Below are 14,560 nucleotides of genomic sequence, written 5' to 3'. Positions count from 1 at the left end.
TGGGGCAGGTTTCTCAAGCTCTCCTGCAATTCGACATCGGAGAATTCAACATCTTCCGTTTCCCCGGACAGATATTTGTCATAGGAGAAGAGGTCGAGATGACCATGCCCGCTCAAATTAAAGACAATAGTGCGGGAAACCCCTTCTTCTTTGGCTTTCAGGGCCTCGTCTATGGCTACCCGTATAGCATGAGCTGACTCTGGAGCCGGCACTATGCTCTCAGTCTGGGCAAAAAGCACCGCGGCTTCAAAGGTCGGGTTTTGCTTGACCGCTACTGCCTCAATCAGTTTATCGTGATAAAGACGGCTGACCAGGGGGGATTCCCCATGATAGCGCAAGCCGCCCGCGTGAATTCCGGAGGGGATAAAATCATGACCCAGGGTATACATTTTCATAAGCGGGGTAAAACCGGCCACATCACCATAGTCATAGGCATAAACCCCTTTAGTCAGGGTCGGACAAGCCGCAGGTTCTACCGCTACCAGGCGAATATTCTTCCCGGCCAGTTTGTCCGGGATGAAGGGGAAGGCTATTCCGGCAAAATTGCTGCCCCCGCCACAACAGCCAATAATTATATCCGGGTAATCATCCACCAGTTCCATCTGCATCTTCACTTCCTGGCCGATAATGCTCTGATGCAGGCAAACATGGTTCAAGACACTGCCCAGGGAATAATTGGTGTCATCCCGGGTAACCGCATCTTCTACCGCTTCACTAATGGCAATAGCCAGGCTTCCCGGAGTTTCCGGGTCCCGAGCCAGAACCTGACGCCCGCTCTCGGTGAGATTGCTGGGGCTGGGTATGCAGCGCCCTCCGTATAGTTCCATGACAGAGCGCCGGTAGGGTTTCTGGTAAAAACTTACCTTAACCATATAAATCATGGCTTCCAGGCCAAAGTGTTTGCAGGCCAGGGCCAGAGCGGTACCCCACTGGCCGGCACCCGTTTCAGTAGTTATCCTTTTGATACCCTGAGCATTATTATAATAAACCTGAGGCAGGGCCGTGTTAAGCTTATGGCTTCCCACCGGGCTTACCCCTTCATATTTATAATAAATCCGGCAGTTGCTCTGCAGTGCTGCTTCCAGTTGGCGGGCTCTGAAGAGTGGGGAGGGCCGGTACTGTTTATAAAGCTCCCGGATCTCCCGGGGTATCTCGATAAATCTTTCACTGGAGACTTCCTGGAGAATCAGCTCCCGGGCAAATATGGGTTCCAAATCGGGTGGAGTCAGGGGTTGATGGGTTTGCGGGTGTAATCCCGGTTCCAGGGGATTAGGCATATCCGCCTGGACATTATACCAAAACTTGGGGATCTTATCCTCGGGCAGAATAATCTTGGTTAGCTCATCTCTACTCATCTAAACTAATCTCTCCTCTCAAATATTTGATTTTTTAGATAGATGGGTATATTTTAACACAGTAAGCCATTGTTTCACAAGTAGCTAAAAAAAGCACTCTACAGGTTTTTCATATTTCTCAGGGCACAGTTCTGGCCACACATAGTACAGCTGTCTTCCAGTTCGGGACTGGATTCTGCCCGGTAGCGCCGCGCCTTTTCGGGATCAATAGCCAGCTTGAACATGCTTTCCCAATCCAGCTCAGCCCGCGCCTTGCTCATCTGCCCATCCCATTCGCTGGCTCCGGGAAGGCCTTTGGCGATATCAGCGGCATGAGCGGCAATACGGGCAGCGATAATACCTTCCGCCATATCCTCCAGGCTGGGCAGGCGCAAGTGTTCCGCCGGGGTTACATAGCAGAGAAAATCAGCCCCGGCAGCGGCGGCTATAGCTCCTCCTATAGCACTGGTAATATGGTCATAACCGGGAGCTATATCGCTAACCAGTGGCCCCAGTACATAAAATGGGGCGGAGTGGCAAAGCTTTTTTTGCAGTAGCACATTGGCTTCTATCTCGTTTAAAGGCATATGCCCCGGCCCTTCAATGATAACCTGCACATCCTTTTCCCAAGCCCGCAAGGTCAGATCTCCCAAAGTAATCAGTTCTTCAAGCTGGCAGGCATCACTGGCGTCATTGATGGAACCGGGCCGGCAGGCATCACCCAGGCTCAGAGTCACATCGTATTCACGGCATATTTCCAAAACTTCATCAAAATACTGGTAAAACGGATTTTCGGCTTTATTGCGCTCCATCCAGGTGCACAAAAGGGCTCCACCCCGGGAAACAATACTGGTCAGCCGTGGAGTTTTGCGCAAGCGTTCCAGGGTACTCCTTCTAATGCCGGCATGTATGGTCATAAAGTCAACCCCGTCACGGGCATGGGTTTCCACCACCTGAAGGAACTCGGCCACAGTTATTTCCGATAATTCTTTTTCCAGAAAACCCATAGCATCATAAACCGGTACAGTTCCTATCATGGCCGGGGAAATTGCCAACAGGGCTTTTCTGAATTCTTGGGTTTTTCCATGACAACTGAGGTCCATTATAGCATCAGCCTGCATTTCCAGGGCCTTTTCTACCTTGCGCATTTCTTCTTCCATATTGCTGCAGTCGCGCGAAATACCCAGATTAACATTTATCTTGGTTTTGAGGCCGGCTCCGATAGCTGCAGCCTGTAATGACAGGTGGTTGCGGTTGGCGGGTAGGGCTATCTTCCCGGCGGCCAAACCCTCTTGCAGGTATTTGAGCTCCACTCCTTCTTTTTCCGCCGCCTTTTTCATTTCCGGGGTCGCTATGCCTTTGCGGGCGGCTTCCCTCTGGGTCTTGTAGTTCATATTTTTCTCCCTTCAGACTTTTTTTCTTACAATCCCCGGCAGTTGCTGGAGGATATCGTGAAAATCCCGGTAGGGGTAGTAAGTTAAACCCTCTTTCCGGCAGTAGCCGGCCAGTTCATTCTTGGCAAAAACGATATCACAAGAGGCCGCCGGGCAGAAATCGGAGTAGCCATCTCCGATATATACTGTGAGACAGCCGGGTAAAGTTCTTTCCCGGATTATCTTGCTCTTGCATACCCCACATTGGGGGCATTCTTCATCCAGGTAGGATGATTCCATCCGCCAGCCGTCATCCCAATATAATTTATTGGCATAAAACTCTATTTCCCAGCCCTGGCCCTGTAATATGCTCCTTATATAGCGGTCATAGCCATCGCTCAATATAATGGGGAGGTGCCGATTTTTTTGTACCCAATCCAGGAAAGGGGAAAAGCCGGGGTCTACTTCCTGAGCCTGAAAAAAGGCCTCCAATTCAGCCGCCCCTACCTCCATTGATGAAAGGATACGACTGGCGCACTCTCCAGTAGTAATACCTCCCTCTTCCCAGAGGCGGTTTATTTCCTCCCAGTTCCTGCCGGCATACCTGGCTGCCATCTTATTGCAAACATCCTCCCGGGAAATGGTGCCATCGAAATCAATAAAAATGACTAATTTCTCTCCCATATTTGCCTCAGCTTCCTGGCTTCCCCCTCAATATCACTTGCTCCCATAAGAGCCGATATTACGGCCGCGCCATCGGCTCCCGTTTCTTTTATCATCTTCAGGTTTTCCTTATTTATTCCGCCGATAGCTACCAGAGGAATCTTGGTTTCCAGTCTTAAGCTCGCCAGGAACTCCAAACCGGTGGCCGGGGGAGCATCAGCTTTGGTCGGGGTAGAAAACACCGGTGACACCCCCAGGTAGTCAGCTCCCATCTTCTCTCCTTCCCAGGCCTCTTCCCGCTTATTAATGGACAAGCCGATTATTTTTTCTTTTCCCAACAGGGAACGGGCTACTGGCAAAGGCAGGTCATCCTGCCCCAGGTGCAAGCCATCGGCATCCACCGCCAGGGCGATGTCCAGGCGGTCATTGATGAGCAAGGGTACACCCAGTTCTCTTAATTCCGCCTGCAGGGCCTGGGCCAGCTCATAGAATTCTCTGCTGCCAGCCTCTTTTTCCCGTAATTGCACCATGCTTACACCGCCCTTTACCGCCTTCCTGACCTCATCCAGCAGTTTGCGGCCCTGAAGCAGGCTGCGGTCAGTAACCAGATACAGGGAATACTCTGGAGTTATCATTCCACTCGTCCTTCTTTCATCAGTTCTTCTCCCCTCAGAACAAATAGTTCATCAAAAAGAAGCGTCCGGAAAGTCCCCGGGCGGTTTCCCGCTTGGCTGGCGGCTCTTTCCCCGGCCAGATTAAAGGCTAACAAACCGGCAATGCTGGCCAGCCAGGCTTCTTCGGGCGCTGCACCCACGCAAGCGGCTATTACCCCGCCGGCCATACAACCGGCACCAGTAATGTTTTGAAACAGGGGCGTACCGTTGAATATTCGAGCATAGCGGTTTTCCTCAGCTACAATATCAACTTCTCCGGTGGCAACGGCAATTAACTTGTCCTTAGCCGCCAATTGCAGGCAGGCTTCTTCCAAACCTTCACCCGTATCCAGAGAGTCAACACCCTGAGCCTGTCCGGCTAAACCGGCCAGGCTTTTTATCTCGGCAATATTTCCTTTCAATACCTGTATCTTGCCCAGTGACTTTATTCTTTCTATCAAATCCACCTTGCGCCCAATCACTCCACAAGCTACCGGATCGAGAATCAGCGGAACACCTCGGGAGGCGGCGGCCCACCTGCCTTCCAGCATAGCTGCTTCCTGCTCCCCGGTAAGGGTACCCAGATTAAAATACAGAGCTGAGGCCAGGGGGGCAAATCCACTGGCTTCAGCCGGGTATTCCACCATGGCCGGTGATGCACCTGCGGCCAGAATAATGTTGGCTACATCATTTACGGTTACATAATTGGTAATACAGTGTACCAGCGGTCTCCTGTTTCTAACTTCATCCCATATTTCCGCACAATACTTGAGCATTAAACCTCCTCCTTTATCGAAGCATCGCTGCCGTCCTTCAAAGCTTCCGGTTCCCAGGGGCGCTGAGCGGCAAAATGATGAGGTATGCCCACCCCTTCGCCTATGGCAAACCCATGCTCTAGACAATATTCTACATAGGCTTTGGCTCGTTTGGCTGCTGCCGGTACGGCAAAACCTTGTCCCATCAAGGTGGCCAGGGCCGCAGAAAAGGTGCAGCCGGTGCCATGATTGCAATTAGTATCGACCCGCTGGCCTCTTAGCCAATAAAGCGAGTCTTTATTGGCCAGGACATCTACTGGTTCTCCCTTCAGATGGCCACCCTTGACTATGGCCCACTGGCAGCCGAATTCCAGGAGTTCCCGAGCGGCTTCTTTCATCTCTTCCAAACTGTTAATCTCCCGCCCTAACAAGGCCCCGGCTTCCATGAGATTAGGAGTGATTACACTGGCCAAAGGCAGGAGGTTCTTTTTTAGTGATTCCACCGCTTCCTCCTCCAGCAGGCGGTCACCACTCTTGGCAATCATCACCGGGTCAACCACCAGAGGAAGGGAGTTCTTAAGTTGTTTTTTCTGGAAAGCTCCCGCCTGGAAGAAAGATGCCAAAAAATTGCTTACCGCCTGAACAGTTCCGGCACTTCCCAACATGCCGATTTTGATTCCATCCAGGCGAATATCAGAAAAAATGGCTTCCAGCTGTTTTTCTATCACCTGGGCTTCGATTTCCTGAACAGCCGTTACCTGCCGGGTATTTTGAGCTGTTACTGCCGTAATCACCGACAGGGCATAAGCTCCCAGGGCTTGAATAGTTTTGATGTCCGCTTGAATTCCTGCCCCGGCACAGGAATCAGAGCCCGCTATAGTTAGAATCTTGCGCAAAAAATAACCTCCTTAAAATAAAAATACAGGTTAACCAGCAAAAAAGGTTAACCTGTAAAGGCTCCAGGTAAACGCTTCCCTCCGCTGGCATTATCCAGTTCAGGTGCAAAGGGTCAGAGGCTACCCCTCTATCTCAGCTTTGCCTGGGCAAAGCTCCCCCAGCGTCTAGTATTCAGCTCTAATAAAATATTTTATCATTATTTTGCAAGTTGAGCTATCTTTTTATCTTCTATGAAAGTCGATTCCTCTTCATTTTTACATAATGCTGTTAGAACTCCATCATTGAATTGGGGTTAATGCCTGCAATATAATAAATAAAAGAAAATTAAATTATGACTCTACTGCAAAAACCCTTTTTTGTTGCATAAGGGTTGCATGAATATACAAAGCGAGCGTTGGCGAAGCATGGATGCTACCCCTTGAGCCGCGAGACGAGCCGTTGGTGTTGCCCATGCGTAGACTGCGAGCGGAATCTGGCCATTAACATGATGCTGGAAGAGTTGTCCGAATAATCTAATGGGTGCTGTTCCCCGCTTGGAACCTGGAAGCGGATGAGAACATATTATAGAAGTAAAAGAAATACCTGGAACCAATACTTCAGGCCAGAGCTTCAATAATTAACTGATACCTCCCATTTTGGTGAATCAGATAAAGGGGGATGGTGGTGCAGATGAAACTACTGGTCATAAGCGGCGATTTCCGGCAATACCTCGATTCCAGCTTTCATTCCTTAATGACCACCTTGGCCGATTTACTGGAACTTTACTTATGGTATAAGAGCGGGTCGATAAAATATATCCTGTCCCAATTGCCTTCAACCCCTGATTTTGTACTGGTGAATGAGCCCGGCGAAATAAACAGCCCGGTCATTGATGAGCTTTCTTTACTTGCCATACCTTATGCCGTCTATTTGCATGACCTGCATCATGATTCTTGTAAGGAAGCCTTGCAGGATAAAAATTTATGCTGGGTTTTTACTCGCTACCGGGATAGATTTTTGGACTGGTATCCCGAATGGCAAAAGAGAATGAGCTGGCTTCCTCATCATATTGACAACAAAATTTTTAAAGACTATCACTTGCCCAAATCTATTGATTACCTTATGATGGGAGCTATGCATGAATATGTTTACTCTTTACGCTATAAAATCCGCGAGAAAATGAAGGGAAAGCCCGGATTCATCTATCATGAACACCCCGGCTACAAGCATTTCTCCCCGGCGGAGATGAGAAATCTCCTGGTCGGCCCCAATTATGCCCGCGAAATCAACCGGGCCAAGATATTCTTCAGCTGCGACTCGGTCTATAAATACCCACTTTTGAAGTACTTTGAGGTTCTGGCTTGCAATACTCTGTTACTGGCTCCCTCCTCAGCTGAACTTTTGGATCTGGGCTTCGTCCCCGGGGTTCATTTTATTGACATTGATGAGCTAAATTTCGAGGAGAAGGCGGAGTATTACCTGCAACATGAGAAGGAACGGCAGGAGATTGCTCAGCAGGGCTATGAGATGGTGCGCGAAAAACACTCTACCACCCGGCGCGCAGCGCAATTGCTGGGAATGGTTAAAAAAATTCTGGGGTCTTGCTCCACTTCTTGAAGAATATGCCCCGCTTGCGATGTCCCGTGCTCTTCCCTTTCCACTGCTCATGTCATTCCAGTTTTCCCCATTCGCGATCCTGGTTGCGGACGATTTGAGACATTCTTTCAAAGTATAATTTTTCGTTTATGGCGATGCGCTCTTTTACTCCTTCGCCCTTATCCCGGGGATGGAATAAATGGAAGCTGCCACAGGAACGGTTCTCCTGGCAGGCAAGATACCCTCATGCCTCACTATTCTTAAACTTACACCACTTTCAGTCTATCGCGGGGCTGTTTTATGGAGCTCTCCCACTTTTTGCAGCGATCACCCCAGTAAGCCAAGACCTCATTGTCTCGTTTAATACAAACCACTTCGCAGAGATTGGGGCAGCCCGAGCACTCATGACTGTTTGAAGTAAAATTGCCTTCCAGCACAAAATTGTCACCCCGGAAGCGGGTGGGGCTATGGCTTAGCTCCATCTGTTCACGGGCGAGGATAGCCGCTCCTATGGCTCCCATAACTTCATAATGAGCAGGTACATTTATTTTCAAACCCAGTATTTTCTCAAAGGCTTTGGCCAAACCGCGGTTGGCCGCGACTCCGCCCTGGAATACCACCGGTTCCTCAATTTTTTTGCCTTTGCCGACATTGTTCAGGTAATTTCTTACCAGGGCTTCACAAAGACCCATTATAATGTCTTCCACCGGAAAACCCATCTGTTGTTTGTGAATCATATCCGATTCGGCAAAAACTCCGCAGCGACCGGCAATTCTTACCGGATGGCCGGATTTTACCGCATAATCACCGAATTCCTGAATAGGAATATTGAGGCGAGCTGATTGTTGATCCAGAAAGGAACCGGTTCCGGCGGCACAGACGGTATTCATGGCAAAGTCATGGACAATGTTATTACGCAAGATTATTATCTTGGAGTCTTGTCCCCCTATTTCAATAATAGTTTTGGCACCGGGAAAAAGATGGGATGCCGCTACTGCATGGGCGGTGATTTCATTTTTCACTACATCGGCCCCCAGCAAAACGGCGGCCAGGTGGCGACCGCTACCGGTGCTGCCCACAGCTCTTATTTTCCCGTGTTGCTTATCCAGGCCATCGCTAATGCTGGCATAGCCATCTTTTAGGGCCTTCACCGGATTGCCCAGGGTTCGCAAATAGAGTTTTCGGTATAGCCTGCCGTTCTGATCCAGCAGAATGAAATTGCTGCTGACCGAGCCGATATCCACACCCAGATACAGGTTCAATCTATCATGCCTTCTTTCTACGATTATTATGCCCGGGCCTCCATCAACTGGGAGTTTGACGGTAAAGCCCTTTTTCTTTGCAGCATATCCACAAAGGCTTCCAACCTTGTATATACCCCGGCTGCTCCCGAATGCTCGTCAAAATACAGCGTCATGCAGGGTATTTCGAGTTCCTCACTGACTCTGCCCAGTATGGATTGGGCTACAATCTCCGGCATACAGGTTAAGGGAGCAATCTGAATTATGCCGTTATAGTCCCGGCGGGCAAAATCCACCGTGGAACCAACTGTTTCCTGCCCATGGCCTCCAACTTCATGGTTTAAATAGGGACGCGAGGACTGCATAATCTGTTTATGATTGGATTTGCGCAGGTAGCCTCCAAAAAGATGATCATTAACCCAGTCGCTAACATAGATGGAGCGGCTTACATGTGCATCCAGCCTTCCCAGGCAACGAGCCGCATAACAGTTGCTGGCCGGTTCCAGTATGGTATATATTTCACCTACCAGGCCAATCTTTAATACCTCGGCACTTTTGAAGGGGCTCTTTTCCATTTCCCTTAAGCTTTCCTGAGCGATTTTCTCCACTTCCTGCTGGCTCTCCGCCTCATCGATCGCCTGCAGGGCCCTCTCAAATATGCTTTCCAGGCGATTTTTATCAATAGCCCGGGGCAGGCAGTATTCTAGTTTTTTTTCCAGTTTTTCAATAGCAATAAGTTTTTTCCAGGCAAAACGAATGGCCTGGTAGGCTTCCCGGACTGAAACCTTCTCTCCCAAGGCTTTTAACTGCAGCAATAATTCGGAAATGCGGGAATCAGGAGCTTCCAGGACAACCATCTGAAAATCATAACCTAACTCCTGCAGAATCTCTCTTTCTACCTGAGCATAATAGCCAAAGCGGCAGGGTCCCCAGCCTCCGGCCATAACAATGGTATCGGCTCCCTGTTCCAGGGCTTCAATAAAATTGCCCATATTAATCTTCAGTGGCAGGCAGGCAAATTCCGGCGAGTATTTCACTCCCAGTTCCATGGTCTTCTGGCTTATCGGCGGCGGTGCTATTACCTCCAGCTTCAAGCCTTTAAACAGTGTTTTCAAAGGAATGTAGAGATGCCCCATATGGGGAAAGCTTACTTTCACTCCTGTAGTTCCTCCTTCGCCGCAACATATCACAAAAAGCCTCCAGTCTGGTTATAATTCCAGCTTCCCCGCTATGCTCATCAACGGTAAGAAGAATAAAGGGTTTGTTATCCCGTACTTTCCGTTCAATTATTTCCCCAATGAGAGAATCAGGACCACAGCCAAAACAAGCCAGATAAATAATTCCGTCAACATCCTCTCTTTGGCTCATATGCAGAGCACTTCCCAGCATTTTGCGCCCCAGGGTCCAAAAAACCCTCTTTGGTACCGTGGCTGCTTCTGCTTCCACCACTTCGCTGCCCAAATGCTCGGGCAGGAGAACTTTGCAGTTCATGGCCCGCAAGCGTTTAACCAGGTTCATGCTGATACGCTCGTCATAAAGCGAATAACCATGTCCTAATACCCCTATATTGAGGTCGGTTTCCGACTCTGCCTCCATCGGTTCACCCTCCCACATCTTGATAGCCTCCTCCATGGTGAATCCCTGGCTAGCCAGAGAACGACATAAACGCAGCTCCTCACAGCCGTGCTGGTAAGCCAGTTGGATTTTACGCGCCTGGCGGGTAAAGAGACGGCCCACTCGGATTATGTCCTTCTGGAAGCATTTTTCATCACAGCTCAAGTCAACCGTTATATCTATCAGGGGAGGGGTCTCCTTTATCAAGGCCCTTACCATATCCGGCAAACCCATGAACTTGGGGCAGATATAGCTGCGGGCTTCCACACTGACCAGCCGGGGTACAAAGATATAATCCAGTTCTTCCCGGCACAATTCCGCCACATGGCCCAGGTAGACCTTGATAGGGAAACAGGTTTCATCTACCGCCAGCTCAATCCCTCGTTCTACCGTATGCCGGTTGCTGGGTGCGGAAGTAAGTATTTCGGCTCCCAAATCCGCAAAAAAGCTTTTCCACAGGGGATAGTAATAGTAATAAAATAAACTGCGGGGTATACCCACCCTGCTCATTTTTCTTCTCTCCTCCTCTTAAAAGCCGGGCTGGGTTGCCGGCTCTGGTCCTGGGTATTTAAAATTTCCGGGCGCAGGTTCTGGATAGGGACCGGGGAACGCACCAAAATACCTTTAAGAGCCCGGTAGTTAAAGGGAATTAAGGGCCATAAATAAGGCACCTTAAGTGATTTAGTAAAAGCAGCCAGCAGTATTACCAAAATGGTGGTAACGATAAAGCCGGGTAAACGGAAAAATCCGGTTCCCAAAAGGATAAAAAACCTCATTAAACGGTTGGCCATAGCCATTTCATAGCTGGGAGTGCAATAAGAACCCACTGCTACCATAGCGGTATATAGTATTACTTCCGGTACCAGTAGGCCAATTTTTACCGCCACATCTCCGATTAATAAAGCGGCAATGACCCCCAGAGCCGTGGCCAGAGGTGAGGGGGTGTGAATGGCGGCCATCCGCATCATATCCAGGCTGATTTCAGCTATAACAAATTGCAGGAAGATAGGGACATTTCCCACTTCTTTGGGCCCGATAAACTTCAATGAAGCCGGCAGAATCTCGGGAGACAGAGCCAGCAATAGCCACAACGGGGTAATAATAATGGAAGCCAGCACCGCTATAAAACGCACCCACCTTATGTATACGCCCACACTGGGGCTCTGCCGGTATTCTTCGGCATGTTGCAGGTGGTGAAAAAAGGTTACGGGAAGGATCATAACACTGGGAGATGTATCCACCATTACCAGTACATGGCCTTCAAACAAATGTACTGCCGCTACATCAGGCCTTTCCGTGTAGCGGACCTTGGGGAAGGGATTCCACCAATTGCCGGGCATAATTAATTCTTCCACCGATTTCTCCGCCATGGGCAGGGCATCAATGGCGATGCCGGATATTTTGGACTTGATATCCTCTACCAATGCCGGATCAGCCACATCTTTTAAATAGCAGACGCAAATATCGGTCTTGGACCGTTTACCCGCCTGCAGCAGTTCTATCCGCAATTTGGGGTCCCTTATCCGCCGCCGTAAGAGGGCGGTATTAAAGACAATAGTTTCAGTGAAGCCATCCCGGGAACCTCTAACAACCCTTTCTATGTCCGGTTCTTCGGGGTTGCGGGCCGGGTAGGTGCGTGGGTCTATAATAAACGCTTCTTCACTACCATCTATAATGAACAGAACTGAACCAGATAATACGGAATAAAGCAGTTCATCTATTTTGTTCTCCGTACTCAGTTCCACATAGGGAACACCTTTTTCCAGAATGCTTTTGACCGTACTGGAAAGAAACACTTCTCTCTTCAGGGCTAACAAGGACTTCATGCATTCAGTCATGATATCGTCCTTGACAAAACCATCTAGGCATATGAAGGCGGCTTTCCTTCCTCCAACTCGAACTTCCCGAACAATGAGATCAAAATTCTCACCTTCGGCCAGTTCCTGCTTCATAATATCCAGGTTTTTATCATAATCCTTACCCAAATAAAGATGGGAACCTTTTTTAAACAACCAGATCATCCCTTCGGGTTAAATAAAACCGCGGCCAGGTAGCCGAAAACTACGGCCGCTGTAATCCCGGCAGCAGTAGCTTCTACTCCCCCGCTGAAAGCTCCCAGCAATCCCTTTTGTTCCACAGCTTTCAGACTTCCCTGGGTCAGAAGGTGGCCAAAACCGGATAAGGGGATAGTAGCCCCGGCCCCTCCGATTTTTACCAGAGGCTCGTACAGCCCCAGCCCACTGAGAATGGCCCCACCAGAAATATAGCCTACCAGTATATGCCCCGGGGTTATACTGGCCTTGGTCAGATCCATTATTAGCTGGCCAAGAAGGCAAAGAAGACCTCCGATTAGAAACGCCATATATAGCGGTACCATATTTACCCCTCCAGCATTAGTTTTCTATAGCCACGGCGTGAGCGATCGCGGGAATGCTTTCACCCTGAAAACTGGTAACCGGACTCATCAAAGCGCCAGTAGCAACAAACAGCAGTTTATTTATTTCTCCTGATATCATTTTCTTTAGTAATGGACCACACAAGACACAGGCGGAACAACCACAGCCGCTGCCCCCGGCATTTACTTCCTGAATAGCATCATAAAGCAAAACACCACAGTCACTGTAGTTGGGTTCAGGCTGCAGCCCATCTCTAATAAATAGCTGCTGGGCAATAGCCATGCCCACTTTTCCCAGGTCGCCGGTTACGATCAAGTCATAATAATCAGAAGGCCGGTTCAGGTCACTAAAATGCGTCTTTATGGTATGGGCGGCAGCCGGAGCCATAGCACTACCCATATCGTTAGCATCCTTTTGATCCATATCAATAACTTTTCCTATACTTACTGCAGTAATACGCGGGCCGGTGCCAACCGGTTCCAAGAGCACTGCTCCGGCGGCAGTAGCTGTCCATTGGGAGCTCAGGGTCTTTTGTATTCCTTGCTCAGTTGGAAAGCGAAATTGTCTTTCAGCGGTATAATGATGGCTGCAGGCAGCAGCTACCACTCGTTCAAAATATTCGCCATCTACTAGAATAGCTGCTACTAAAAGGGACTCCGCCATGGTGGAGCAAGCGCCGTAAAGTCCTAGAAAGGGAATCCCCAGTTGGCGAGCTGCGTAATTGGAGGAAACCAGTTGGTTCAGCAGGTCTCCCGCCATCAGGATTTCAGCATCAGCTTCATCAAAATTCCTTTTGTTCAAGGCCTTTTTAACCGTCTCCCGGAGCATCTTGTTTTCGGCTTTTTCCCAGGATTCTTCCCCAAAAAGATAATCTTCCATGATCCAATCAAATTCCTGGCCCCAGGGTCCCTGCCCCTCCTTGGGGCCTGCTATGGAAGCCCAGGAGGTGAGAACCGGGGGTTTATCAAAAACCAGCGTTTGCGCCCCTCTTTTCTTTTTAGCCGGCATATTATCCCCCTCTATTTGCACTTTAGCTGCTAAGAAAAACCTTGATCAAACCTATCAGAACCGCCACAACAAATCCGAAAAGCAAGGTGGGGCCTGCCACCGTGAAAATGCGGGCCCCCACCCCGAATATGTAGCCTTCCCGCTTGAACTCCATAGCTGAAGCTACTATAGCGTTGGCGAAGCCGGTAATGGGTACAATAGAACCGGCGCCAGCTCTTTTTCCCAGTTCATCATAGATTCCGATACCGGTGAGAAAGGCTCCCAGGAAAATCATAACTACCGCCGTATAGGAAGAAGCCTCAACTTTGTCTATACCCTGGTAGAGAAGATAATTCATTATTAGCTGGGCCAGGAGACAGATAAGTCCTCCCACAATAAATGCCCAGACACAGTGCTTAAGGAGGGGAGGTTTGGGTTTTACCTGCTGTACCAGGCTTTCGTATTCTTCTGTTTCTATTTTCTTCCATCGCTGGGGATCAGGTGTTTTCACCAATTTGCCTCCTTGCAAGGGTATTATTAACTTTATAGCTTAATATTATGCGCTCGTTAGCCTGGCAGGGCATTGAAGGGACGCACCCTTTAAACACTTAGAAAACTTATCAAAAGGGCCGTCCCTCAACACGATAACTAGCCTAAATAAGCTATCCTGATATTGGCTTTGTATTCCACAATCTTGTTATCCGCGCAGTTGGCTGTCCAATTGACAACCTCCACACCGGAAATATTGTTAATATCCCGTGAGGCTTCACTTACCGCATTTTCCACCGCATCCTGCCAACTTCTCCTTGATTCTCCGACAAATTCTGATACTTTCACCTGCAAAAGAATAACCTCCTTTTTTAATTTCTATTAATATTCTGCTTTAGGCTTATGGCTTTTATACCAGAAAGGGCATAAGAATTTCCCTTCAATTTCTTATGTTTTGATGTCACTGCAAAAAGTAATAAATATGCACTAGTGTGCATATTTATACCGCTCAGCAACCTTAAAAGCGACCGCAGGGAGCATCAGAAGTGCCCGACAGGGTGCAACCTTAAAGGCGACCGCAGGG

General features: G+C 49.0%; 15 protein-coding genes and 1 riboswitch. Of the genes, 1 reads left to right on the top strand and 14 read right to left on the bottom strand.

Annotation, left to right across the window (positions count from 1 at the left end):
• From PHP87_RS05760 to thiD, 6 genes are all read right to left on the bottom strand, one after another.
• Positions 1–1,355 (bottom strand): TrpB-like pyridoxal phosphate-dependent enzyme (locus PHP87_RS05760; protein ID WP_299919462.1); only part of this gene is annotated, 1,355 nt, incomplete at its 3' end.
• A gap of 98 nt (positions 1,356–1,453) precedes the next feature.
• The gene (gene thiC / locus PHP87_RS05755; protein ID WP_299919461.1) at positions 1,454–2,728 is read right to left on the bottom strand and encodes a phosphomethylpyrimidine synthase ThiC; all 1,275 of its coding nucleotides are present in this window, start codon (positions 2,726–2,728) and stop codon (positions 1,454–1,456) included.
• 12 nt (positions 2,729–2,740) lie between these two features.
• A complete protein-coding gene (locus tag PHP87_RS05750; protein ID WP_299919459.1) occupies positions 2,741–3,391 on the bottom strand; it encodes an MtnX-like HAD-IB family phosphatase in 651 nt (216 codons plus the stop codon).
• Complete coding sequence (thiE, locus tag PHP87_RS05745) at positions 3,376–4,002, bottom strand: thiamine phosphate synthase (protein ID WP_299919467.1); 627 nt, start codon at positions 4,000–4,002, stop codon at positions 3,376–3,378. Before thiE ends, PHP87_RS05750 begins: the two co-directional genes overlap by 16 nt.
• On the bottom strand, positions 4,002–4,799 hold the full coding sequence (gene thiM, locus PHP87_RS05740; protein WP_299919457.1) for a hydroxyethylthiazole kinase: 798 nt from the start codon (positions 4,797–4,799) through the stop codon (positions 4,002–4,004). The genes thiE and thiM overlap by 1 nt, the downstream gene beginning before the upstream one ends.
• A complete protein-coding gene (gene thiD, locus PHP87_RS05735) occupies positions 4,799–5,674 on the bottom strand; it encodes a bifunctional hydroxymethylpyrimidine kinase/phosphomethylpyrimidine kinase (protein ID WP_299919455.1) in 876 nt (291 codons plus the stop codon). The genes thiM and thiD overlap by 1 nt, the downstream gene beginning before the upstream one ends.
• 59 nt (positions 5,675–5,733) lie before the next feature.
• Positions 5,734–5,844, bottom strand: a riboswitch (TPP riboswitch).
• Positions 5,845–6,344: 500 nt separating this feature from the next.
• Between thiD and PHP87_RS05730 the strand changes: the two genes are divergently transcribed.
• Positions 6,345–7,271: a glycosyltransferase gene (locus PHP87_RS05730; protein WP_299919466.1), complete on the top strand. Its 927-nt coding sequence runs from the start codon at positions 6,345–6,347 to the stop codon at positions 7,269–7,271.
• 245 nt (positions 7,272–7,516) lie between these two features.
• Here PHP87_RS05730 and PHP87_RS05725 read toward each other — a convergent pair whose 3' ends face one another.
• The 8 genes from PHP87_RS05725 to PHP87_RS05690 all read right to left on the bottom strand — a co-directional run bounded on the left by PHP87_RS05725 (position 7,517) and on the right by PHP87_RS05690 (position 14,325).
• Positions 7,517–8,512 (bottom strand): acyl-CoA dehydratase activase, encoded by a 996-nt coding sequence (locus PHP87_RS05725; protein ID WP_299919453.1) that lies wholly within the window; start codon positions 8,510–8,512, stop codon positions 7,517–7,519.
• Between the two features lie 26 nt (positions 8,513–8,538).
• Entirely contained in the window at positions 8,539–9,648 is a 1,110-nt protein-coding gene (locus PHP87_RS05720; RefSeq protein ID WP_299919451.1) for a CoA protein activase, read from the bottom strand.
• On the bottom strand, positions 9,590–10,615 hold the full coding sequence (locus PHP87_RS05715; protein ID WP_299919449.1) for an acyl-CoA dehydratase activase-related protein: 1,026 nt from the start codon (positions 10,613–10,615) through the stop codon (positions 9,590–9,592). The genes PHP87_RS05720 and PHP87_RS05715 overlap by 59 nt, the downstream gene beginning before the upstream one ends.
• Positions 10,612–12,117, bottom strand: a complete 1,506-nt coding sequence (locus tag PHP87_RS05710) for a spore germination protein (protein ID WP_299919448.1) — start codon at positions 12,115–12,117, stop codon at positions 10,612–10,614. The genes PHP87_RS05715 and PHP87_RS05710 overlap by 4 nt, the downstream gene beginning before the upstream one ends.
• Before the next feature lie 5 nt (positions 12,118–12,122).
• Positions 12,123–12,482, bottom strand: a complete 360-nt coding sequence (gene spoVAE / locus PHP87_RS05705; RefSeq protein ID WP_299919446.1) for a stage V sporulation protein AE — start codon at positions 12,480–12,482, stop codon at positions 12,123–12,125.
• Between the two features lie 16 nt (positions 12,483–12,498).
• On the bottom strand, positions 12,499–13,509 hold the full coding sequence (spoVAD, locus tag PHP87_RS05700) for a stage V sporulation protein AD (protein ID WP_299919444.1): 1,011 nt from the start codon (positions 13,507–13,509) through the stop codon (positions 12,499–12,501).
• Between the two features lie 22 nt (positions 13,510–13,531).
• Positions 13,532–13,999: a stage V sporulation protein AC gene (spoVAC, locus tag PHP87_RS05695; RefSeq protein ID WP_299919442.1), complete on the bottom strand. Its 468-nt coding sequence runs from the start codon at positions 13,997–13,999 to the stop codon at positions 13,532–13,534.
• A 137-nt stretch (positions 14,000–14,136) separates the two neighbouring features.
• Positions 14,137–14,325 carry a dodecin family protein gene (locus PHP87_RS05690; protein WP_341271088.1) on the bottom strand — a complete coding sequence of 63 codons (189 nt, stop codon included), beginning with the start codon at positions 14,323–14,325 and terminating at the stop codon, positions 14,137–14,139.
• Between the last annotated feature and the right edge of the window lie 235 nt (positions 14,326–14,560).

Origin of the sequence: Syntrophomonas sp., assembly GCF_028707975.1 — a bacterium.
In the GTDB taxonomy this organism is placed as follows: Bacteria; Bacillota; Syntrophomonadia; order Syntrophomonadales; family Syntrophomonadaceae; genus Syntrophomonas.
Note: the sequence above shows the minus strand (reverse complement) of the source record. Positions and strands in the feature narration are given on the sequence as shown.